Below are 20,551 nucleotides of genomic sequence, written 5' to 3' on the forward strand. Positions count from 1 at the left end.
TCGTCAACCGAAGATGGTGTCGTAGAGCAGTTTGAAGTTCAGTGCCAGGATGATCGCGGCAACTATCCACGAGAGAACCGCGACGCTTCTGGGGATGACGAAACTGCCCATTTTCTCGCGATTCGTGGCAAATTGGACCAGTGGAATGACGGCAAAGGGCAATTGCATTGATAGCACGACCTGGCTCAGCACGAGCAGGTTCGCAGTGCCCTTTTCACCATAAATGGCGGTCACGCACACAACCGGAATAATTGCGAGGCCGCGGGTCAAAAGTCGCCTTGCCCAGTGCGGAATCCTGAGCCGGAGAAAGCCTTCCATCACGATCTGGCCGGCAAGCGTCGCCGTTACGGTCGAGTTGAGGCCGGATGCGAGCAACGCGATCGCAAAAAGGGTGGAGGCGATACCGAGGCCGAGCAGCGGCGACAACAGCTCGTAGGCCTGACCGATCTCGGCGACGTCGGAATGGCCGCTGGTGTGGAAGGCGGCAGCTGCGACGATCAGGATCGCGGCATTGACGAAGAGCGCCAGCATGAGGGCGACGGTGCTGTCGATGGTTGCCCATTTGATCGCATCGCGACGGCCCTCTTCAGTGCGTTTGTAGGCGCGGGTCTGGACGATGGAGGAATGCAGATAGAGATTGTGCGGCATGACCGTCGCGCCGATGATGCCCATGGCGATATAGAGCATCTCGTGATTGGTGACGATTTCGGGCGAGGGGATGAAGCCTTGGAGGATCGCGGCCACCGGCGGTGCGGCCGCGGCGATCTGGATGGCAAAACAGATGGCGATGACGGTCAGCAGCGCGATGACGAAAGCTTCGAGGTAGCGGAAGCCCTTGCTCATCATCAGCAGCAACAAAAATGCGTCGAGCGCGGTGATCAGCGCGCCGCCGATCAGCGGAATTCCGAAGAGCAGCTGCAATGCGATCGCCGTACCGATGACTTCGGCAAGATCGCAGGCAATGATGGCGAGCTCGCAGGCGAACCACAGTGCCAGATTGACCGGCCGTGGATAGTGATCGCGACAGGCTTGGGCGAGATCACGGCCGGTGGCGATGCCGAGCCTTGCGGAAAGCGCTTGCAGCAGGATCGCCATCAGGTTCGACAGCATGATGACGGTGAGAAGCGTATAACCGAACTGCGCGCCGCCGGCGAGATCGGTCGCCCAATTGCCGGGGTCCATATAGCCGACGGAGATCATGTAACCGGGGCCGACGAAAGCAATCAAGCGCCGAATCCAGCTGCCGCCATGAGGAACCTTAACCGTGGCATTGACTTCGGGAAGGCTCGGACGATCGTCCTCGTCGCGGCTGGCAAACTGCCATGCGCGCCCCTGTACTGCAGCTTCCTGAACTTGCGTCATGCGGGGCTCCGGGAGGATCGTGCTATGAGACCACTAAATAAATATGACCGATAACAAAATTATGCAATAGGCTATATTTCAATGGTCATTGCATCGCTTCCAGCCGAGGCTGTGGCCTGCCGGTCGTTTGCCTAAAGCATGTCGCGCAAAAGTGTGCAGCGGTTTTGCGACAACGACATGCACAAAATCAAAAACCTAAAGCGCGGGAAACGACTCTGAAAGATCGCGACGCGCTTTAGGAGACGGGTGTCGGGGTGGGCGGCGCTGGTAATGCCTGCGTCTGTGAAGGGAAGGTTGGATCAACCAGGAGGTTGCGAGCGGCGAGACGGTGTCTTTTGCCCATGGCGGGCCGATGCGTCTTAGAGCGTGAGTGCTGAGGCTTGGCGCAGCTCGCTTAATCTTGTCCGGGCGGCCCTCCGCCACCGAAGCGGCGGAAGACGGTCGCCGGTCAGAACCTATTCGGCCGCGTCGTGCTTGGAAATGGAATCGCGGACGACGCCATATTGGCCACCCCAGCGATCGGTCATTTCGTGGCGAATATCCCACAGATCGGGGAAGAAGCGATGGCGCGTGCCGGCCTGTAGCAGCTCCACGGGACGACCTTTCAACGATTTAGAGCCGAGGCCGATGGAGCGCTGAATCAGATAGATGTGATTGGCGCGGAATTTCTGGAACAGTTCGTCATACTCGACCAGCGCTTCGGCCACCACGTAGCTGTCGCCGTGATCGTATTTATCGTCATAGATATCCGCGACCGTCAGGCCGGCGGCATCGAGATAGTTCGCCTTGAAGGCGTGCCAGAGATCCGGTGGCATGCGCAGCAGAAACCCGAAGCCGGGCGATTCCTGGCCGCTGCCATTGCCGAGCTGCAGGCGGATCTGCTGATATTCCTTCGGGGACATGGTTTCCAGAAGATCGAGCTGGGTCGTCATCATGCGCATGATCCGGTGCACGCGGCCCATAAGGGTCACGACGCGATGCGTGTTGCGCTCCTCCATGAAGCCGATGACATCGACCAGCGTATAGGCCATCAGCTTCATCCAGAGTTCTTCGACCTGATGGACGATCTGGAACTGCAGTTCGTCGCCGTTGACCATGCCGTTCAACGGCTTTTGACAGGCGAGCAGCTTGTCGCACTGTAGGTAGACGCCGTAGTCGCGCATTTCGGGCGCCTCGATGCGCGCGTAATAGTCTTTCTTCTGCATCTTCGTCCCCTTTGTTCCGGCCTTCGGCCGTCCAGCATATTTGCTCGCTTTCAAGGATACGAAATTCAGCTTGAACATTGTTCCTATTTGTCATCCATTTTGGAAAAAATAGAGTACGATCGATCATCTTTGTGGCTATGGAGAGAACGATGGAGTTAGATGCCGTAGATCGTAAGATCATTACCGCGCTGGAGGCTGATGCCCGCCTCTCCTTTGCTGCGCTTGCCGATCTGGCCGGTCTCAGCAAGACGCCATGCTGGAAGCGCGTAAAAGCGCTGGAGGAAGCGGGTATGATCCGGGGATACAGGACGCTTCTCGACCCGGCCAAGCTCGGCTTCGGGCTGGAGGCTTTCGTGCAGGTGTCGATCGATGTCGAGCGCTTCGATGCCTTCGAAGCCGCCGTACGCCGCCATCCGCTGATCTGGCGCTGTCATGCGACAACGGGCGAGGCGGATTATCTCCTGCATATTCTGGCGACCGATATGGCGGCGCTCGACCGGTTGCTTCGGCAGGAGCTCAACCGGCTGCCGGGCGTCCGGCATACCGTGACGTCGATGTCGACGCGGGAGATCAAGTCGGACATTTCGTTGGCCGAGGCCATGCTGCATGTCGGCGAATAACTATCGGCCGTCGTCATATGGCGTCGAGCCGACGACACGGCGTATCAGTCGTTCGCCGACATCGACAAGGGAAAAGGAGTTACTGGATCGGAGCGATCACATCGGCGGCACGGTGCCGTTGAGGCCGACGGCAACCCGGTCGGCGGAGACGGTGGTTTCGCCGGTTTGCTCGCCGGTGATGAAGACGCCGGCACCGGGCTTCAGATCTGCTTTCGTTGCCGATGTCAGTGTTACTACGGGCGTGCCATCCGGAATCTTGATCTTGCGTTCGCCGCCCTTGTAGGTGAGGGTCAATGTCGGGCCGCTGACGGACGTCACGGCATTGGCGACCGTGGCGTTGGTCATCGAGCTGTTCGGCGCTGAATCCCAGGGGCGATCGCCTTCGCCGGTTCCCTTCATCGAGGCCGGGAAGATGACGACTTCGATCGCGCCATTGATGCCGCTGTCGGTCGGCTGCGAGGCGATGCCGACGAAGTCGCCGGGCTTGATGTCGCTGACGGCGGCCTTGACGACGCCGCCGACGTTCCAGCCGGATCTCAGCGCGACTGTCACGTCCTTGCCGTCGCGGGACTTGACCTTGAGCGTGTCGCCATCGAGGCTTTCCACGGTGCCACGCACCCTTACACGCTCGGCAGCCTCGGCGCTTTGCAACGCGGCAAGCATGGGGACGGAGAGCATCAGCGCAGCCGCGATCAGACGTTTGCGATCCATGGGTGGGGTCTCCCTTGAAATATCGGCCGCGCGATGCGCCGGTCGTGCTTGGTAAGAAGGTTGGAATTGGTCGACGGAAGCCGCGGGGCGGCTTCGAAGCCATCTACATCGCGATCCTATGCGCCGCTTCCATCACCCGCCATTCAAACAAGCGTGAGATTGCTATCCCGTTCGGCGCGGGCAGAAATTCCTGGAAAAAGCCCATTTTTTCGCAGAACATCAAGCATTGCTTAACGTTTACCGTTAGACTGCGCTGGTTATCTCGAATTCCCTATCGCGCTTGTCGCTGGGCTGGGGAGATTGGAGAACGAAATGACCGCGATTCGTCCGCTTTTGATCGGAATCCTCCTGATTCTGGCACTGGTTCTGATTGCGCTCAGTATCCTGCTGGTCGATCCTGCCCAGCCTGTCCGGCAATCCGATAGCCTCATTCCGCCGCCGACAGAGTCGCCGCAGCGCCCCTAAGTTGGCGCCGGGAATGGTCAGCTTGCGGGCGTAAAGCGCGCCACAAGGCTGTGACGATCACCGGGATAGGTGAGGCGGACATGGGTTATCGGACCGGCGGCGCTCCAGGTGCGCCGTTCGACGACGAGGCATGCCGCACCCTTCTGGATATCGAGATTGGCGGCGGCGTCGCCTTCGGCCGATATGGCACGGATCTGATGTTCGGCGGTGCTCCACGGCACCTGGTTGAGGAGCCAGGGGCCTGGCGGCAGCGTTTCGAAGTCTGCCTTCGCCGCTTCCGGCACCGCGTCGAGATTGATGACGCGATTTTCCAGGCAGAAGGGGCGCGGACCGGCATAGTGGATGCAGGTGATCTCTATCACCGGGATAGAGCCGACGAACTGCAGCCTGCGCGCGTCCTCCGGCCGCCCACGCCGCTCGGCACGCTTTATCAGCCTGTGCGAGTAGGGCAGATTGAGTGACAGGACCTCGGACTTGATGTCGTGAATCTCAAGCACGGCGGATTGTGCCTGCGGATGCGTGACGAAGCTGCCCGAGCGCTTTCGCCGCTCGATCAAGCCGGCACGCGCAAGCTGGGTCAGCACCTTGTTTACCGTCATGCGCGAGCAGTCATACTGCTCCGCCAGGTCCATCTCGAACGGGATGCGATGCCCTGGAGGCCAGGCGCCGGAAACGATCCGGCCTTCGATATCGCTCAAGATGCGCTGATGGAGGGTCGCCTCTTTGCTCGTGGTCATGCCACCCATCTGTTCCGTGTGAGACATGGGATTTCCCGCAAGTTATTTAGGGGTCAATCGATGGGAGGAAAAGCGGTTTTTAACCGATAAGTTCAGCCATCGCCTTGCGGAATCGCGTGGTGATTGCCTCTCTCCTCAGATGTCGGCCCCCGTCCACCTGCTTTTTACCCAGGGCCCACACGCCGTCCACGGTGACGCCGCCGGCGAAGGTCCAGTGATCGAGAATACGGTCGCCGGAGAGATAGGGTACCGCACTTACATCGAGCGAAACGATATCGGCGTGATTACCGACGGCGAGGCCGGCCGGTGCCTTGAGAGCCGCGCCACCGCCCGCCAGAGTGCCGTCGAACAGCATGCGGGCGGTCGAACCGCCCGTCGTGGCAATGACGTTGCGGGCGCGTAGCGCCAGGCGCTGCGAATATTCGAGCTGCCGCAACTCCTCCGGCACGGAGATGAGAATATTGGAATCGGAACCGACGCCGTAGTGGCCGCCTTCCTCCAAGAATAGCGGTGCCGGGAACACGCCATCGCCGAGATTGGCTTCGGTGATCGGGCAAAGGCCGGCGATCGCGCCGCTTCTAGCCATGCGCCGCGTCTCATCCTCGGTCATGTGCGTGGCATGGATCAGGCACCAGCGCTCATTGACGGGCGCATTGTCGAGCAGCCATTGCACCGGCCGGGCACCCGACCAGGCGATGCAATCCTCCACTTCTTTCACCTGCTCGGCGACATGGATGTGGATCGGCCCATCGCCGGCGATCGGCACGAGCTTTGCCAGCTCTTCCGGTGTCACGGCCCGCAGGCTGTGCGGCGCGATGCCGAGTTCGGCGCCAGGCAGGCGGCTCGTGACCGGGCGGCAGCCGGCCATAAGGGCTTCGAAGCTCTCGATCGAATTGATAAAGCGGCGCTGGCCGTCGATGGGAGCGGCACCGCCGAAGCCGGAATGAGCGTAGAAGACGGGCAGCAGCGTCAGCGCAATGCCGGTTTCTGAGCTGGCGGCGCCAATGCGCTCGGCCAGCTCGGCGATATTGGCGTAATGGCTGCCATCCTTGTCATGATGCAAATAGTGGAATTCACCGACGCGGGAGAAGCCGGCTTCGAGCATTTCCATATAGAGCTGTGCGGCGACGGCCTCGACATGGTCCGGCGTCATCGACAAAGCGAATTTGTACATGACGGTGCGCCAGCTCCAGAAGCTGTCATTGGCCGGGCCGCGGACTTCGGCAAGGCCGGCCATGGCGCGCTGGAAGGCGTGGCTGTGCAGGTTCGGCATCGCCGGAACCAGAACATCCTGCCTGTCGTCGCCGGCTTCGGGAGCGACATCGGTCGCGATCTCGGCGATGCGGCCGCCTTCGAGGGTCAGCCTTACATTCTCGTGCCATCCGTCGCCAAGCAGTGCCGAGCGTGCATGAAGTCTCGTCATGGTCTCACCCTTTCCTTTCGGACATGGAGTCCAAAATCCCTCTTGTCAGCCTTTCGATTATGTATATACATTATGAGCCAACGAGGAAAGGCGTAAAGCTGATGGGTGGGAATAATTTTTCCGAAGATGGCAAGGACGGCGATACGGCAAGCCGCGTCTGGCGCAACGCTCGCCTTGCAACCTTGAAAGAGGGCGAGGCCCGGCTCGGTACTATCGAGAAGGGCGCGATCCTGACCAAGGGCGGCCGTATCGTCTTTGCCGGCAGCGAAGCCGATCTGCCCGATACATCGGGCGCCGAAAGCATCGACCTCGAAGGGCGCTGGGTGACACCCGGGCTCGTGGATTGCCATACGCATATCGTTTATGGCGGCAATCGCGCCCGCGAATTCGAAATGCGGTTGGAAGGCGCGAGCTACGAAGAAATCGCCCGTGCCGGCGGCGGTATCGTCTCCTCCGTCAATGCAACGCGGGCGCTGTCGGTGGATGAGCTTGTCGCTGTGGCCTTGCCGCGCCTCGATACGCTGCTATCCGAAGGCCTAACGACAATCGAAGTAAAGTCAGGTTACGGCCTCAACATTGAATCCGAACTGAAGATGCTGCGGGCCGCGCGCAAGCTGGAGACAGTCCGCCCGGTTCGCGTCGTCACCTCGTATCTCGGCGCGCATGCGGCGCCAGCGGAGTATAAAGGTCGTAATGGCGACTATATCACTGACGTCGTGCTGCCGGGCCTCAGCCAGGCCCATGCCGAAGGTCTTGTCGATGCCGTCGACGGCTTCTGCGAAGGCATCGCCTTTTCGACGGCGGAAATCGCGCGCGTCTTCGATCTTGCCAAGTCGCTCGGTATTCCGGTGAAGCTGCATGCCGAACAGCTTTCCAATCTCGGCGGTGCCAAGCTTGCCGCCTCCTATGGTGCTTTATCAGCCGATCACGTCGAATATCTCGATGAGGATGGCGTCAAGGCGATGGCTGCGGCGGGTACGGTTGCCGTGCTGCTGCCCGGCGCCTTCTATGCCATCAACGAGAAACAGAAGCCGCCGGTTCAGGCCCTGCGTGAAGCGGGCGTCTCGATCGCCATTGCGACCGACTCCAATCCCGGCACTTCGCCGCTGACCTCGCTGCTGCTGACCATGAACATGGCGGCCACCCTTTTCCGCCTGACGGTCGAGGAATGCATCGCCGGCGCCACCCGCGAAGGCGCGCGTGCCCTTGGTCTTCTGAGCGAAACGGGGACGCTCGAGGCCGGCAAGTCGGCCGATTTTGCCATCTGGGATGTCGAAAGCCTGGCGGAGCTGGTCTACCGCATCGGCTTCAATCCCCTCCATGCACATGTCTTTAAGGGAAAGAGGTTCAACCGATGACTGTCGTTCTCCATCCGGGTTCCGTCTCGCTGCAGCAGCTGGCGACGATCTATTGGAGCGGTGAGCCGGCTAAGCTCGATGCGTCCTTCGATGCCGACATCGCCAAGGCGGCCGCCCGTATTGCCGAAATCGCTGCCGGCAATGCGCCGGTTTACGGCATCAACACTGGCTTCGGCAAACTGGCATCGATCAAGATCGACAGCGCCGATGTCGCGACGCTCCAGCGCAATCTCATCCTCTCGCATTGCTGCGGCGTCGGTCAGCCGCTGCCTGAAAACGTCGTTCGCCTCATCATGGCGCTGAAGCTCATTTCGCTCGGGCGCGGTGCCTCCGGCGTGCGGCTGGAGTTGGTGCGGCTGATCGAAGGCATGCTCGAAAAGGGCGTCGTCCCCGTCATTCCCGAAAAGGGTTCCGTCGGTGCTTCGGGCGATCTCGCGCCGCTCGCGCATATGACCGCCGTCATGATGGGGCATGGGGAAGCCTTTTATGCCGGCGAGCGGCTTTCCGGCGCGGCGGCGCTCGAAAAGGCCGGCCTGAGGCCGGTCGTGCTCGCCGCCAAGGAAGGGCTGGCGCTGATCAACGGTACGCAAGTCTCGACCGGTCTTGCGCTTGCGGGTCTCTTCCGCGCCCATCGTGCCGCCCAGGCCGCCCTCATCACCGGCGCGATGTCGACGGATGCTGCGATGGGCTCCTCCGCCCCATTCCATCCCGATATTCATACGCTGCGCGGCCATAAGGGTCAGATCGATACCGCCGCAGCCCTTCGCGGGCTGCTGGCCGGTTCCGTGATCCGCGAAAGCCATATCGAAGGCGACGAGCGTGTGCAGGATCCCTATTGCATCCGCTGCCAGCCTCAGGTCGATGGCGCCTGCCTCGACCTCCTGCGCTCTGTCGGCCGCACGCTTGAAGTCGAGGCCAATGCCGTCACCGACAATCCGCTTGTCCTGTCTGACAATTCTGTCGTTTCCGGCGGCAATTTCCATGCCGAGCCGGTTGCCTTTGCTGCCGACCAGATTGCGATCGCCGTTTGCGAAATCGGCGCGATCGCACAGCGCCGCATTGCGCTGCTCGTCGATCCCGCGCTCAGCTACGGCCTGCCGGCCTTCCTCGCCAAGAAGCCAGGCCTGAACTCGGGCCTGATGATTGCCGAAGTGACCTCGGCGGCGCTGATGTCCGAAAACAAGCAGATGTCGCATCCGGCCTCCGTCGACTCGACCCCGACCTCCGCCAACCAGGAAGACCATGTTTCCATGGCCTGTCATGGCGCGCGCCGCCTGCTGCAAATGACCGAAAACCTCTTCGGCATCATCGGCATCGAGGCGCTGACCGCCGCCCAAGGCGTCGAGCTGCGCGCGCCGCTGACGACCAGCCCGGAACTGACCCTTGCCATTGCTTCGATCCGCGCCGCCGTGCCGTCGCTGGAAGAGGACCGCTACATGGCGAACGACCTGAAAGCCGCCAGCGAGCTTATCGGCTCCGGCGTGCTCAATGCCTCGATTTCAACCAACATCCTGCCCTCCTTGGAGATGTGACATGACCAACCCACGCCATAATATCCGCGAAATCCGCGCGCCTCGTGGTCCGGAGCTCAACGCCAAGAGCTGGCTGACCGAAGCGCCGCTGCGCATGCTGATGAACAATCTCGATCCGGACGTTGCGGAAAACCCGAACGAGCTGGTCGTCTACGGCGGCATCGGCCGCGCCGCCCGCACCTGGGACGACTTCGACCGTATCGCCGCGACGCTGAAGACGCTCAACGAAGACGAGACGCTGCTGGTGCAGTCCGGCAAGCCGGTTGCCGTGTTCCGCACCCACAAGGATGCGCCGCGCGTGCTGATCGCCAACTCCAACCTCGTGCCGCATTGGGCGACCTGGGATCACTTCAACGAGCTGGATAAGAAGGGCCTTGCCATGTATGGCCAGATGACGGCCGGCTCGTGGATCTATATCGGCACGCAGGGCATCGTGCAGGGCACTTACGAAACCTTCGTCGAAGCCGGTCGCCAGCACTATAACGGCAATCTCAAGGGCAAGTGGATCCTGACGGGTGGTCTCGGCGGCATGGGCGGGGCACAGCCGCTGGCGGCCGTCATGGCCGGCGCCTGCTGCCTTGCCGTCGAATCAGACGAAACCCGCATCGATTTCCGCCTGCGCACCCGTTATGTCGACGAGAAGGCAAAGACGCTCGACGAAGCGCTTGCTTTGATCGACAAGTGGACGAAGGCTGGTGAAGCCAAGTCCGTCGGCCTGCTCGGCAATGCCGCCGAGATCTTCCCTGAGTTGGTGAAGCGCATGAAGGCCGGTGGCCCGCGCCCGGATATCGTCACCGACCAGACCTCCGCTCACGACCCGCTGAACGGCTATCTGCCGATCGGCTGGACGGTCGCCGAACACAGGGCCAAGCGCGAGAGCGATCCGAAGGCCGTCGAAGCTGCCGCCCGTGCCTCTATGAAGGTGCATGTCGAAGCCATGGTCGCCTTCTGGGATGCCGGAGTGCCGACGCTCGACTACGGCAACAACATCCGCCAGGTCGCCAAGGAAGAGGGTTTCGAAAACGCCTTCGCTTTCCCGGGCTTCGTGCCGGCCTATATCCGCCCGCTTTTCTGCCGCGGCATCGGCCCCTTCCGCTGGGCTGCCCTTTCGGGTGATCCGGAAGATATCTACAAGACTGATGCCAAGGTGAAGGAGCTGCTGCCCGACAACAAACATCTGCACAATTGGCTCGACATGGCGCGCGAGCGCATTTCCTTCCAGGGTCTGCCGGCGCGCATTTGCTGGGTCGGTCTCGGCGATCGCCACCGCCTCGGACTTGCCTTCAACGAAATGGTCAGGAACGGCGAGCTGAAGGCGCCCGTCGTCATCGGCCGCGACCATCTCGACTCCGGCTCGGTCGCCTCGCCGAACCGGGAAACGGAAGCCATGAAGGACGGCTCGGATGCCGTTTCCGACTGGCCGCTCCTGAACGCCCTGCTCAACACCGCGTCCGGCGCCACCTGGGTATCGCTGCATCATGGCGGCGGCGTCGGCATGGGCTTTTCCCAGCACTCCGGCATGGTCATCTGCGCCGACGGCACGGATGATGCGGCCAAGCGCCTGGAGCGCGTTCTCTGGAACGACCCGGCGACCGGCGTCATGCGCCACGCCGATGCCGGTTACGACATCGCGCTCGACTGGGCCAAGAAGCAGGGCCTGCGCCTGCCGGCCATCCTGGGGAACTAAGATGAAGCTGCTGCGCGCCAGTGACCACAAGCGCATGCCCTGGAAAAACGGCGGCGGCGAAACGGTGGAGATCGCCGTTTCGCCCGACGGCGCCGGGCTTGCCGACTTCGACTGGCGCGTCAGCATGGCGACTGTTGCCACAGATGGGCCGTTCTCGGTCTTTCCCGGCATTGATCGCACACTATCCATTCTCGAGGGTGAGGGCATGACACTCTTCATTGAGGGGCGCGCGCCCGAGCGTCTGACGCAGGCGAGCGAGCCGCTGCCCTTTGCTGCCGATGCGCCGACTTCGGCGACGCTGATCGACGGCACGATTACCGATCTCAATGTGATGACGCGGCGGGGCCGTTTTACGCATTCCGTGCGGCGGGTTGCTATAGATGAACATAGGGAGGTCGCTTTCGAGACCGGGACCAATCTGGTTCTTTGCCATCGCGGCAATGCCGAAATCGATGGCATGGCGCTTGATGCTGGCGATTGCCTTTTGATTTCCAACGACAGCGCCGGGGGGCACTCGATCTCGGGTAAGGCGCAGCTGTTCCATATCGCCATCGCGGTAATATAGTCAGCTATCTGCCGTTCCTTGACTTGACACCTGTCCAGCTCGGTCATCCTATTTCTATCTAGTAGAAAGAGGATAGCTGCATGAGCGACGATCAGATCCCCGCCGATAGCAAGCTTACGACTTCCAAGCGCCGCTGGGCGGCGGAGGGCAAGTTTCTGACGGGGCGTATCAGCCGGCCGGAGACGGAGCGGCTGCCGCCGGGGCAGCATCTCGTGAAGAACTGGCCGGTGCTGGATCTCGGCGTGCAGCCGCAAATTTCTCTGTCGAGTTGGCGGCTCGATGTAATCGGCTTCGTGGAAAATCGACTCAGCCTCGATTGGGCCGCTTTCCAGGCGATAGAGCAAAGCACCCGTGTCAGCGATATCCACTGCGTGACGACCTGGTCACGCTACGACAATCGCTGGGAAGGGGTTTCTACACGCGATCTCCTCGATCTCGCCATGCCGACGGCGGAGGCGCAGCATGTGCTGCTGACGAGCTATGACGGCTATACTACTAATCTGCCGCTTGCGGATTTCGCGGCTGAGGATGCGATTCTGGCCACCGCCTGGGAGGGCCAGCCGCTGACCGGCGAGCATGGCGGCCCGATGCGTCTCGTCGTGCCGCATCTTTACTTCTGGAAGAGCGCCAAGTGGCTGAACCGCATCGAGCTCATCGGTGCCGACAGGGCCGGCTTCTGGGAGAAGAACGGCTATCACATGTATGGCGATCCCTGGCGGGAGCAGCGTTACTCGGACGATTGACGCTCTCGGCGCTTTGCGGGTGAGTACCCTGCACTGGCCCTCCCGAATCGCGGTTCTTATGTCACCGTGGCAATTTTTGATGGCGACGTCTGGGTTTGTGGCTTTGCAAGCCGCCATGATGGGCGTATTCAATGATCGTATGATTGTTGCCGGGAGTACTCGGCTTCCTTGAACGCCAATATCCGAAATTTCATCTCATGACCGTTGCCAGGACCATAGAAGAGCCTTCCGAAGCAAGTTTCGGCCGGCAGTCCCGCATCATCGCCTTCGTCGTCGCCGTCTCCTTCTTCATGCAGATCCTGGACGGCACCATTGTCACCACCTCGCTGCCGCAGATGGCGACAACTTTTGGAGTCGAGCCGGTGTCGATGAGCATCGGCATCACGGTCTATCTTCTCACCATGGCCGCCTTCGTGCCGCTGGCCGGCTGGGCCGGCGATCGCTATGGTGCACGGCGGGTGTTCCTGGCGTCGATCACCATCTTCACCGTGGCATCGCTGTTCTGCGGTCTTTCGGGGAATTTGACCGAGTTCATCATTGCCCGCGCCGTGCAGGGTGTCGGCAGCGCGCTGATGACGCCGGTCGGCCGCATCATCGTGCTGAAAAACGCGCGCAAGTCCGATCTGGTGCATGCGATGTCGATGATCACCTGGCCGGCGCTGACGGCGCCTGTCATCGGCCCCGTCCTCGGCAGCTTCATCACCACCTATCTCAGCTGGCATTGGAACTTCCTGATCAATATCCCCATCGGCATTATCGGTCTGGGTCTCGTCCTGCGCTTCGTGCCGGATCAGCGGGAGGAAAAGGTCGCCCGCCTCGATTTCGTCGGCTTCCTGCAATCGGCGGCAGGGCTGACATTCTTGCTTGCCGGCCTTGAATTCGTGGTGCAGGGCACGACGGGGCTGGCGCCCAGCATAGGGTTGATCGCTGCAGGCGTGGTGTTTTCCATCATCGCCACCCGGCATTTTATGACGGTTGATGCGCCCTTGCTCGATCTCTCCGCCTTCAAGGTGCAGACCTTCGCCATGTCGACGCTTTCGGCCGGCACGGCGAGCCGTGTGGCGATCAACGCCACGCCGTTCCTGATCCCGCTGCTCTTCCAGGTCGGCTTCGGGCGCACGGCGATCGATGCCGGCACCTATCTGCTCTTCTATTTCGCCGGCAATCTCGGCATGAAGGCGATCACCACGCAGATGTTGAGAATCTTCGGCTTCCGCAACGTGCTCGTGGTCAACGGTCTGATCTCGTCGGCCAGCATTGCCGGATGCGCGTTTCTGTCTCCGTCGACGCCGGAGTTATTGATATATTGTCTGCTATTCATCGCCGGGCTTTCGCGGTCGATGAATTTCACGGCGCTGAATACGCTGGGGTTTGCCGATATCCATGCCGCGCAGCGCAGCTCCGCCTCCACATTGTCGAGCATGCTGCAGCAGGTTTCACTGCTGCTTGGCGTTGCCGTCGCTGCTGCGGTTCTCAATCTCTCGCGCACGATTCATGGTGGGGAAACGCTTTCGCTTGTCGATTTTCGCTGGGCTTTCCTCATCGTTGGCCTTATCGGTGGCATCTCCGCATTGCGTTTTATCAGCCTGCCGCACGATGCCGGTGCAGAGGTATCCCGCCATAAAGTGAAGACCTGATCAAAACCTTCAAATTCTTAACGATATTGACAGGCAAGCCGCTGTAATGTGGGCTGCCAGTTCCCATATGCAATCCGCGTCAACTCCCACAGGAGGCAGTCCCATGCTGCTCAGAACCCTCGCCATCTCCGCTCTCGTCCTCGGCATGTCCAGCGCCGCCATGGCGGAGCAGGCTCACAAGCATCATCCCAAGCGCGTCAATGTCGAGGCGTTCCAGGCCGATGTTGGCAATGTCGACCATTCCAAGGACGCAATTCTCCCGGACGGCACCATCAACACCGATCCGTCGGTGACAGGTCCGATCCGCGCCGGCGACTCCATTTCCCGCCTGCAATGCGCTGCTGCCCCTAACTCCGTCGGCGCTCGTTCGAGCACCTATAGTGCAGGCTCCGCTTCGCTTTGCCCGTAACGGCGTGATGGCTCGAGCTGGTCTTAAGCCAGCTCGATATCCGTCTGCTTGAACCGGTCGCTTTTCGACAATAGCGGCTGGCGATAATAGCGAGCGCAGGCATAGGTCATGCAATCGTCAAGGCTGAGGCGCGCCATATGGTCGCCTTGGCCATAGCGCTCGTAGGCCTCCGTCGCCAAGGTGGCGGCGCGGGGCGGCACAGCAAGCAGCTGAACGTTCATAAGCTGCAGAAACGTGCGGACAGCTTCGCCGGCCTCGGTCGGCGACAATCCCAAAGTATCGGAGACAAGGATTGCGGCATTCGCCGCGACAAGCGGCGAAGTCATTCGCGCTGTTGCCGGCTGCATGCGGATGGCGAAGGCACGCGCCTCCTCCTCGTCGGTCATCATCGCCGACAGCACTGAAGCGTCGATAAACATCAAATCTCTTCCGCTATGCCGGCGCTTTCGCTTTTGGCGGTGGCCTTCTGTTTGAGATTGCGGCAGAAAGTGACCGCGACGTCGGCAAGCGCCGGCTTGGTCAGCTCCTCATCCAGCGCCTTCTGCAAGGCAAGCCGCACGGCTTCCGTCTTGGTCGTGGCCTTGGTCAGCGCCTGATAGCGCCGCGCCAATCGATCAATGGCATCGTCCTTGATGTAAAGCGGCATGGAATATCCCTTTAAATTCTATGGATATCCTTAAGCTCTCTGCGCGAGGAAGGCAATCATGTGCGCCGTTGGCTGTATCCTACTTTCTGCGATATTTAGATGACGATCATCATCTAACGTGATAGGAATGGTCCGAAGATATGGTTTGCTGTCCGTGAGGAGATGTCATGTCCGCTACCGATCCCATCGTCATCGTTTCCGCTACCCGCACGCCGCTGGGCCGTTTCCAGGGAGATCTCTCGCCCTTGCAGGCGCACGAGCTTGGCGCGCATGTCATCCGCGCGGCGCTGAGGCGTGCCGGTCTTTCGGCGGAGAAAGTGGATGAAGTTCTGTTTGGCTGCGTCCTGCCTGCGGGGCAGGGACAGGCGCCGGCCCGACAGGCTGCGCGCGGGGCCGGCCTGCCGGATGCCGTCGGCGCCACCACGATCAACAAGGTCTGCGGTTCCGGCATGAAGGCCACCATGCTGGCGCATGACCTACTTCTCGCTGGTTCGGTCTCGATCGCCGTTGCCGGCGGCATGGAATCCATGTCGAATGCGCCGTATCTGCTGGCCAAGGCTCGCGGCGGCTATCGCATGGGCCATGACCGCATCTTCGATCACATGATGCTCGACGGGCTCGAGGACGCCTACGAGAAGGGCCGTTCCATGGGCGATTTCGGCGAGCTGGCGGTTGAGGCCTATCAGTTTAGCCGCGACGATCAGGATGCTTATGCGGTCGAGACCTTATCGCGCGCCCGTGCCGCAACGGAGAACGGCGCCTTCGAAGCCGAAATCACCCCGGTTTCCATCATGGCGAAGGGCGGCCCCATTACCATTGCCAAGGACGAGCATCCGCAAAAGGTCTCGCCGGAAAAAATCCCGACACTGAAGCCCGCCTTCCGCAAGGATGGCACGATTACGGCGGCCAGCGCCTCAGCCAATGCCGATGGTGCGGCCGCGCTTATCCTGACACGCCGCTCGGTTGCCGAGCGCGAGGGATTGCCCATTCTTGCCGAGATCAAGGCGCATGCGACGCATTCCCAGGAGCCGGCCTGGTACACCACCGCGCCGATCCCGGCGATCCGCAAGCTGCTCGATAAGACCGGATGGAAGATCGGCGATGTCGATCTCTTCGAGATCAACGAGGCCTTCGCCGTTGTCGCCATGGCAGCTGCCAAGGAGCTCGGCATTGCTCGCGATCGTCTCAATGTCAACGGTGGCGCCTGCGCGCTCGGCCATCCCATCGGTGCGACCGGTGCGCGGCTGATCGTGACGCTGCTGCATGCGCTCGAGCGTCAGGGTGCAAGGAAGGGCGTCGCAGCCCTTTGCATCGGCGGCGGCGAGGCAACGGCGATTGCTGTGGAGCGGGTTGGGTAAGCGAATTCGGGCAAGTCAGGTGCATCTGCCGATGCCGCGCCTGCGAGTATGCCCCTCATCCTAGCCTTCTCCCCGCTTGGCGGGGAGAAGGGACGACCGCGCCAGACGGCGAATTTGCAGGCAGATCGTAGGCTATTAGATCAAAGCCCCCTCTCCCCGCTGGCGGGGAGAGGGCAGGAGTGAGGGGCCGCGTGGGTGCGGAGAAGGCGAACAAACGCGGTCGATGTCCTCATTTCACCAACCGCAGCCGGAGTGCGTTGGCGATCACCGAGACCGAGGACAGACTCATCGCCGCTGCAGCGATCATCGGCGACAGAAGCAGGCCGAAGACCGGATAGAGCACGCCGGCTGCGAGCGGCACGCCGAGCGCATTGTAGCCAAAGGCGAAGGCAAGGTTCTGCTTGATGTTGCGGATGGTCGCTTCCGAGAGGTGGCGCGCCCGCACGATGCCGTTGAGATCGCCCTTCACCAGCGTGATGCCGGCGCTTTCCATGGCGACGTCGGCGCCCGTGCCCATGGCGATGCCAACATCGGCTGATGCAAGCGCGGGAGCGTCGTTGACGCCGTCGCCGGCCATGGCAACGATGCGGCCTTTGGCGCGTAGTTCGTCGATCAGTGCCTTCTTGCCTTCCGGCAGCATGTCGGCGCGTACTTCGTCGATGCCGAGCTGCTTCGCGACGGCAGCGGCGGTCTTGCCGTTGTCGCCGGTTGCCATGACGATGGTCAGGCCGCTCTCATGCAGCGCCTTGATGGCGGCGGCCGTGGTCGGCTTGATCCGGTCGGCGACGGCGACGAGGCCGGCAAGCTTCCTGTCGATGGCGACGAACATGACGGTCTTGCCTTCGCCGCGCAAGCGCTCCGTCTCGGCCTTCAAGGCCTCGATCGAGACGCCAAGATCGGACATCATCGCCGCGTTGCCGAGGGCGATCGCGGCTTCGCCGGTGTGGCCCTCGACGCCTTTGCCTGTCACCGCCGCAAAGCCGGAGATCTCGACGAATCGCGCCTTGCGCTCCTCGGCGCCGGCGACGATCGCTTCGGCAAGCGGGTGTTCTGAGCCGCGCTCCAGGCTGGCAGCAAGCGAGAGCAGGCGGGCCTCGTCTGTGCCTGTCGCGGGGACGATGTCGGTCAGATTCGGCTTGCCCTCGGTCAGCGTGCCTGTCTTGTCGACGATCAGCGTGTCCACCTTGGCGAAGCGTTCCAGCGCCTCGGCATCGCGCACGAGTACGCCCTCATGTGCGCCTCGGCCCGTGGCGATCATGATCGACATAGGCGTTGCCAGCCCCAGCGCACAGGGGCAGGCGATGATCAGCACGGCGACGGCGGCAAGCAGCGCATGCGCCAGCCTCGGCTCCGGCCCGACAAAGGCCCAGACGGCGAAGGCGATAATGGCGGCCGCGACCACAGCCGGCACGAAAACGGCGGAGACGCGATCGACCATCGTCTGGATCGGCGCGCGCGAGCGCTGCGCCTTGGCGACAAGCTCGACGATGCGCGAGAGGGTGGTCTCGGCGCCGACCTTTTCGGCTTGCATGATGAGTCCGCCGTTCCTGTTGATGGTGCCGCCGGTCACGGCGTCGCCCGTGGCCTTTTCGACTGGCAGAGGTTCGCCCGTAATCATCGATTCGTCGACAGTTGATTGCCCTTCGATGACGGAGCCATCCACAGGGACGCGCTCGCCGGGGCGCACGCGTAGCCGGTCGCCGGCCTGGATTTCGTCGACAGGCACATCGGTTTCGCTGCCATCGGCGCCGATGCGCCGTGCTGTTTTCGGGGCGAGATCGAGAAGCGCGCGAATGGCCGAGCCGGTGCGTTCGCGGGCCTTCAGCTCGAGTACCTGGCCGACGAAGACCAATGCGACGATGACGGAAGCCGCCTCGAAATAGACGGGGACGCTCTCACCATGGCCTCGGAAGCTCATGGGAAACAGGCCGGGGGCGAGCGTGGCGATGACGCTATAGAGATAGGCGGTGCCGACGCCGAGACCGATCAGCGTCCACATATTGGGGCTGCGATTGACGAGCGAATTCCAGGCGCGGCGGAAGAAGGGCAGCGCCGCCCAAAGCACGACCGGCGTCGCGAGCAGAAGTTCGACCCATGTGGCAAGAGGTTCGCCGATCCAGTCGCGAATGGGCAAGCCGATCATCGGACCCATGCTGATAACAAGCAGCGGCAGTGATAGGGCGGCGCTGATCCAGAACCGGCGAGTGAAATCGGCAAGCTCCGGGTTCGGGCCGTGATCGGCGGCGGGAACACCCATCGGCTCCAGCGCCATGCCGCATTTCGGGCAGTCGCCGGGATGGTCGCTGATGACCTCGGGGTGCATCGGGCAGGTATAGAGCGTGCCCTTCGGCACCGGCTTTGGCGCCGGTTTGTTACCGTCGAGATAGGAGGCTGGATTTGCCTCGAACTTTGCCTTGCAACTGGCCGAGCAGAAATAGAATTTTTCGCCCTCGTGCTTTAGGAAGTGGCGGGCGGTGGCACGGTCCACCGGCATGCCGCAGACCGGGTCTTTCGCCGTGAAGTAGTTTTCCGGTGCAGCCTGGAACTTTGTACGGCAACCGTCACTGCAGAAGTGGAAAGTACGGCCGCGATAATCCAGCGATGGCTTGCCAGCATCGGGATCGACGGTCATGCCGCAGACGGGATCGCGGATCACCACATCCTGAATGTCGGCATCATGATGATGGTGATGACCGTGGCCATGATGGCCGTGATCGTGCTCGTTGTGCTGTGCCATGTCTTACTCCTTTGCCCGAAAGGGCGTCGGAAAGCCTTATGAACCTTCCCATCGCTGGAAGGTCAAGAAAAATAGTGATTGCCATCCACAGTTCACAGGGTTGCCTTCCTATCTCGCCGCGGACGGCGATGATAAGTTCCGTTAGATCGATGCAATGATGTGATTCCAATGCGATATGATCTGACCACGCTGCAACTTGCCACGCTTCTGCCTGCCATCGTCAAGGCGGAGGATATGTTGGCGCGGCTGGATGAGCGTGTGTTGAGGCATGCGGTGGCGGATGGTTTTCGCGAACGGGGGCACTTTTTCGATGCCGCTGGTGCGCTCTGGGTCGGCGGCGAACTCGTGCATGTGGAGGATCTCGTCCTGCATGATGCGCGCATGGATACGCGCACACCGACGCACGAGTTGACCATCGCCCATGCGGTGCTGCGTAGCAGGCGCCGCCTTTGGACCGCCGATCCTTCCTGGGGCCTGGAGGCGGCGGGTCTTGCCGTCCTGCGCGGTGACGTCGGCGAAGCCGAAGACATCATTGCGCCGCGTTCGACGCCTGCCCCGGCCATGGAGCCGGACGAGCTGGTGGATGGGGAAGACGATTTCGGCGTTGATTTCGCCGAGATCGACGCGATCCTCGCCCGATCCGACAAGATCCTGAATGGCGGCGTTCCGGAAGCTCGGCAGCCGACCGTTGACGTTGACGATCCCCTTGCACTCATCCGTGATGAGGATTGGGATGAGGATGAGCGGCTGGAGAGCTGGCGCGCTGTCATTCGCGAGGCGGATCTGCTGCCGTCCGCTCTCGGCGCGGCGGTGCTTTTCGATGCCTGGGAGCGAATAGAGCCACTGCGGCGGCAGCATTGGCTCGGCGGCTTGCTGGTCAGCGCCTATCTGCGCAGCCGGGGCAAGGTCACATCCCATCTCTTTTGCCTGAATGTCGGCCTGAAAGCCGTCCGTCACGACCGCCGGCGTGCGCCAGATCGCACCACGCGGCTGACAGCCTTTCTCGAAGCCATGGCACTTTCGGCCGATTCAGGTCTGAAGGAGCTCGATCGCCTTTCGCTTGCCCGGCTGCAGATGGAGCTCCGGCTCAAGGATCGGCGGTCCAACAGCAGCTTGCCCGAAGTCATCGATATCGTGCTGTCGCGGCCCATCGTTTCGGCGAAGATGATCGCGCGTCATGTCGGCGTCACCTCCAGAGGTGCGCTCAATCTGGTGGCCGAACTCGGCCTGCGCGAGATGACAGGCCGTGGTCGCTACCGTGGCTGGGGCGTGCTTTGAGGCGCTGCAGCGGCTTGTGCGGGTAGACGCATCCACCTTGCAACCACAACCCTAGTTTTTCGTCCAATGTTACAGTTT

19 protein-coding genes are annotated in these 20,551 nt (G+C 61.8%); 11 read left to right on the forward strand and 8 right to left on the reverse strand.

The window, feature by feature from the left end:
- Positions 1-3: 3 nt before the first annotated feature.
- Positions 4-1,362 (reverse strand): Nramp family divalent metal transporter, encoded by a 1,359-nt coding sequence (locus FBZ97_RS21720; protein ID WP_145321948.1) that lies wholly within the window; start codon positions 1,360-1,362, stop codon positions 4-6.
- A 455-nt stretch (positions 1,363-1,817) separates the two neighbouring features.
- Complete coding sequence (locus tag FBZ97_RS21725) at positions 1,818-2,567, reverse strand: tryptophan 2,3-dioxygenase family protein (RefSeq protein WP_069611656.1); 750 nt, start codon at positions 2,565-2,567, stop codon at positions 1,818-1,820.
- Positions 2,568-2,716: 149 nt separating this feature from the next.
- Here FBZ97_RS21725 and FBZ97_RS21730 point away from each other — a divergent pair, with 149 nt between their 5' ends.
- On the forward strand, positions 2,717-3,187 hold the full coding sequence (locus FBZ97_RS21730; protein ID WP_113331562.1) for an Lrp/AsnC family transcriptional regulator: 471 nt from the start codon (positions 2,717-2,719) through the stop codon (positions 3,185-3,187).
- A 96-nt stretch (positions 3,188-3,283) separates the two neighbouring features.
- Here FBZ97_RS21730 and FBZ97_RS21735 read toward each other — a convergent pair whose 3' ends face one another.
- Positions 3,284-3,898, reverse strand: coding sequence for a hypothetical protein (locus FBZ97_RS21735; RefSeq protein ID WP_113331563.1), 615 nt, complete (start codon positions 3,896-3,898; stop codon positions 3,284-3,286).
- 312 nt (positions 3,899-4,210) lie between these two features.
- On the opposite strand from FBZ97_RS21735, the gene FBZ97_RS34505 reads away from it, so the two are divergent.
- Entirely contained in the window at positions 4,211-4,363 is a 153-nt protein-coding gene (locus FBZ97_RS34505) for a hypothetical protein (protein ID WP_173002556.1), read from the forward strand.
- A 17-nt stretch (positions 4,364-4,380) separates the two neighbouring features.
- Here FBZ97_RS34505 and hutC read toward each other — a convergent pair whose 3' ends face one another.
- Positions 4,381-5,100, reverse strand: coding sequence for a histidine utilization repressor (gene hutC / locus FBZ97_RS21740; protein WP_113331602.1), 720 nt, complete (start codon positions 5,098-5,100; stop codon positions 4,381-4,383).
- A 79-nt stretch (positions 5,101-5,179) separates the two neighbouring features.
- Complete coding sequence (locus tag FBZ97_RS21745) at positions 5,180-6,523, reverse strand: formimidoylglutamate deiminase (RefSeq protein WP_113331564.1); 1,344 nt, start codon at positions 6,521-6,523, stop codon at positions 5,180-5,182.
- A 101-nt stretch (positions 6,524-6,624) separates the two neighbouring features.
- Here FBZ97_RS21745 and hutI point away from each other — a divergent pair, with 101 nt between their 5' ends.
- The 7 genes from hutI (at position 6,625) to FBZ97_RS21780 (ending at position 14,454) form a co-directional block, all read left to right on the forward strand.
- A complete protein-coding gene (gene hutI, locus FBZ97_RS21750) occupies positions 6,625-7,881 on the forward strand; it encodes an imidazolonepropionase (protein ID WP_113331565.1) in 1,257 nt (418 codons plus the stop codon).
- Complete coding sequence (hutH, locus tag FBZ97_RS21755) at positions 7,878-9,413, forward strand: histidine ammonia-lyase (RefSeq protein ID WP_145321950.1); 1,536 nt, start codon at positions 7,878-7,880, stop codon at positions 9,411-9,413. Before hutI ends, hutH begins: the two co-directional genes overlap by 4 nt.
- A 1-nt stretch (position 9,414) precedes the next feature.
- Entirely contained in the window at positions 9,415-11,100 is a 1,686-nt protein-coding gene (gene hutU, locus FBZ97_RS21760; RefSeq protein ID WP_113331567.1) for a urocanate hydratase, read from the forward strand.
- Between the two features lies 1 nt (position 11,101).
- The gene (locus tag FBZ97_RS21765) at positions 11,102-11,665 is read left to right on the forward strand and encodes a HutD family protein (RefSeq protein ID WP_145321951.1); all 564 of its coding nucleotides are present in this window, start codon (positions 11,102-11,104) and stop codon (positions 11,663-11,665) included.
- Positions 11,666-11,745: 80 nt separating this feature from the next.
- Positions 11,746-12,408, forward strand: a complete 663-nt coding sequence (locus FBZ97_RS21770) for a sulfite oxidase-like oxidoreductase (protein WP_113353753.1) — start codon at positions 11,746-11,748, stop codon at positions 12,406-12,408.
- A 197-nt stretch (positions 12,409-12,605) separates the two neighbouring features.
- Positions 12,606-14,045, forward strand: coding sequence for an MFS transporter (locus tag FBZ97_RS21775; RefSeq protein ID WP_113353752.1), 1,440 nt, complete (start codon positions 12,606-12,608; stop codon positions 14,043-14,045).
- Positions 14,046-14,148: 103 nt separating this feature from the next.
- Positions 14,149-14,454, forward strand: coding sequence for a hypothetical protein (locus tag FBZ97_RS21780; protein WP_112341489.1), 306 nt, complete (start codon positions 14,149-14,151; stop codon positions 14,452-14,454).
- Between the two features lie 23 nt (positions 14,455-14,477).
- On the opposite strand, the gene FBZ97_RS21785 is transcribed toward FBZ97_RS21780, so the two are convergent.
- Both FBZ97_RS21785 and FBZ97_RS21790 read right to left on the reverse strand, forming a co-directional pair.
- On the reverse strand, positions 14,478-14,873 hold the full coding sequence (locus tag FBZ97_RS21785) for a type II toxin-antitoxin system VapC family toxin (RefSeq protein ID WP_113353751.1): 396 nt from the start codon (positions 14,871-14,873) through the stop codon (positions 14,478-14,480).
- Positions 14,873-15,100: a type II toxin-antitoxin system VapB family antitoxin gene (locus FBZ97_RS21790; protein WP_113353750.1), complete on the reverse strand. Its 228-nt coding sequence runs from the start codon at positions 15,098-15,100 to the stop codon at positions 14,873-14,875. The genes FBZ97_RS21785 and FBZ97_RS21790 overlap by 1 nt, the downstream gene beginning before the upstream one ends.
- Positions 15,101-15,267: 167 nt before the next feature.
- Here FBZ97_RS21790 and FBZ97_RS21795 point away from each other — a divergent pair, with 167 nt between their 5' ends.
- Positions 15,268-16,458 (forward strand): acetyl-CoA C-acyltransferase, encoded by a 1,191-nt coding sequence (locus tag FBZ97_RS21795; RefSeq protein WP_113353749.1) that lies wholly within the window; start codon positions 15,268-15,270, stop codon positions 16,456-16,458.
- A gap of 229 nt (positions 16,459-16,687) precedes the next feature.
- On the opposite strand, the gene FBZ97_RS21800 is transcribed toward FBZ97_RS21795, so the two are convergent.
- Positions 16,688-19,195, reverse strand: a complete 2,508-nt coding sequence (locus FBZ97_RS21800) for a heavy metal translocating P-type ATPase (protein ID WP_145321953.1) — start codon at positions 19,193-19,195, stop codon at positions 16,688-16,690.
- A gap of 168 nt (positions 19,196-19,363) precedes the next feature.
- Here FBZ97_RS21800 and FBZ97_RS21805 point away from each other — a divergent pair, with 168 nt between their 5' ends.
- Complete coding sequence (locus FBZ97_RS21805; protein ID WP_113421195.1) at positions 19,364-20,473, forward strand: RHE_PE00001 family protein; 1,110 nt, start codon at positions 19,364-19,366, stop codon at positions 20,471-20,473.
- Positions 20,474-20,551: the final 78 nt, after the last annotated feature.

This window comes from Rhizobium sp. ERR 942, from assembly GCF_007828395.1.
Classification (GTDB): domain Bacteria; phylum Pseudomonadota; class Alphaproteobacteria; order Rhizobiales; family Rhizobiaceae; genus Rhizobium; species Rhizobium dioscoreae.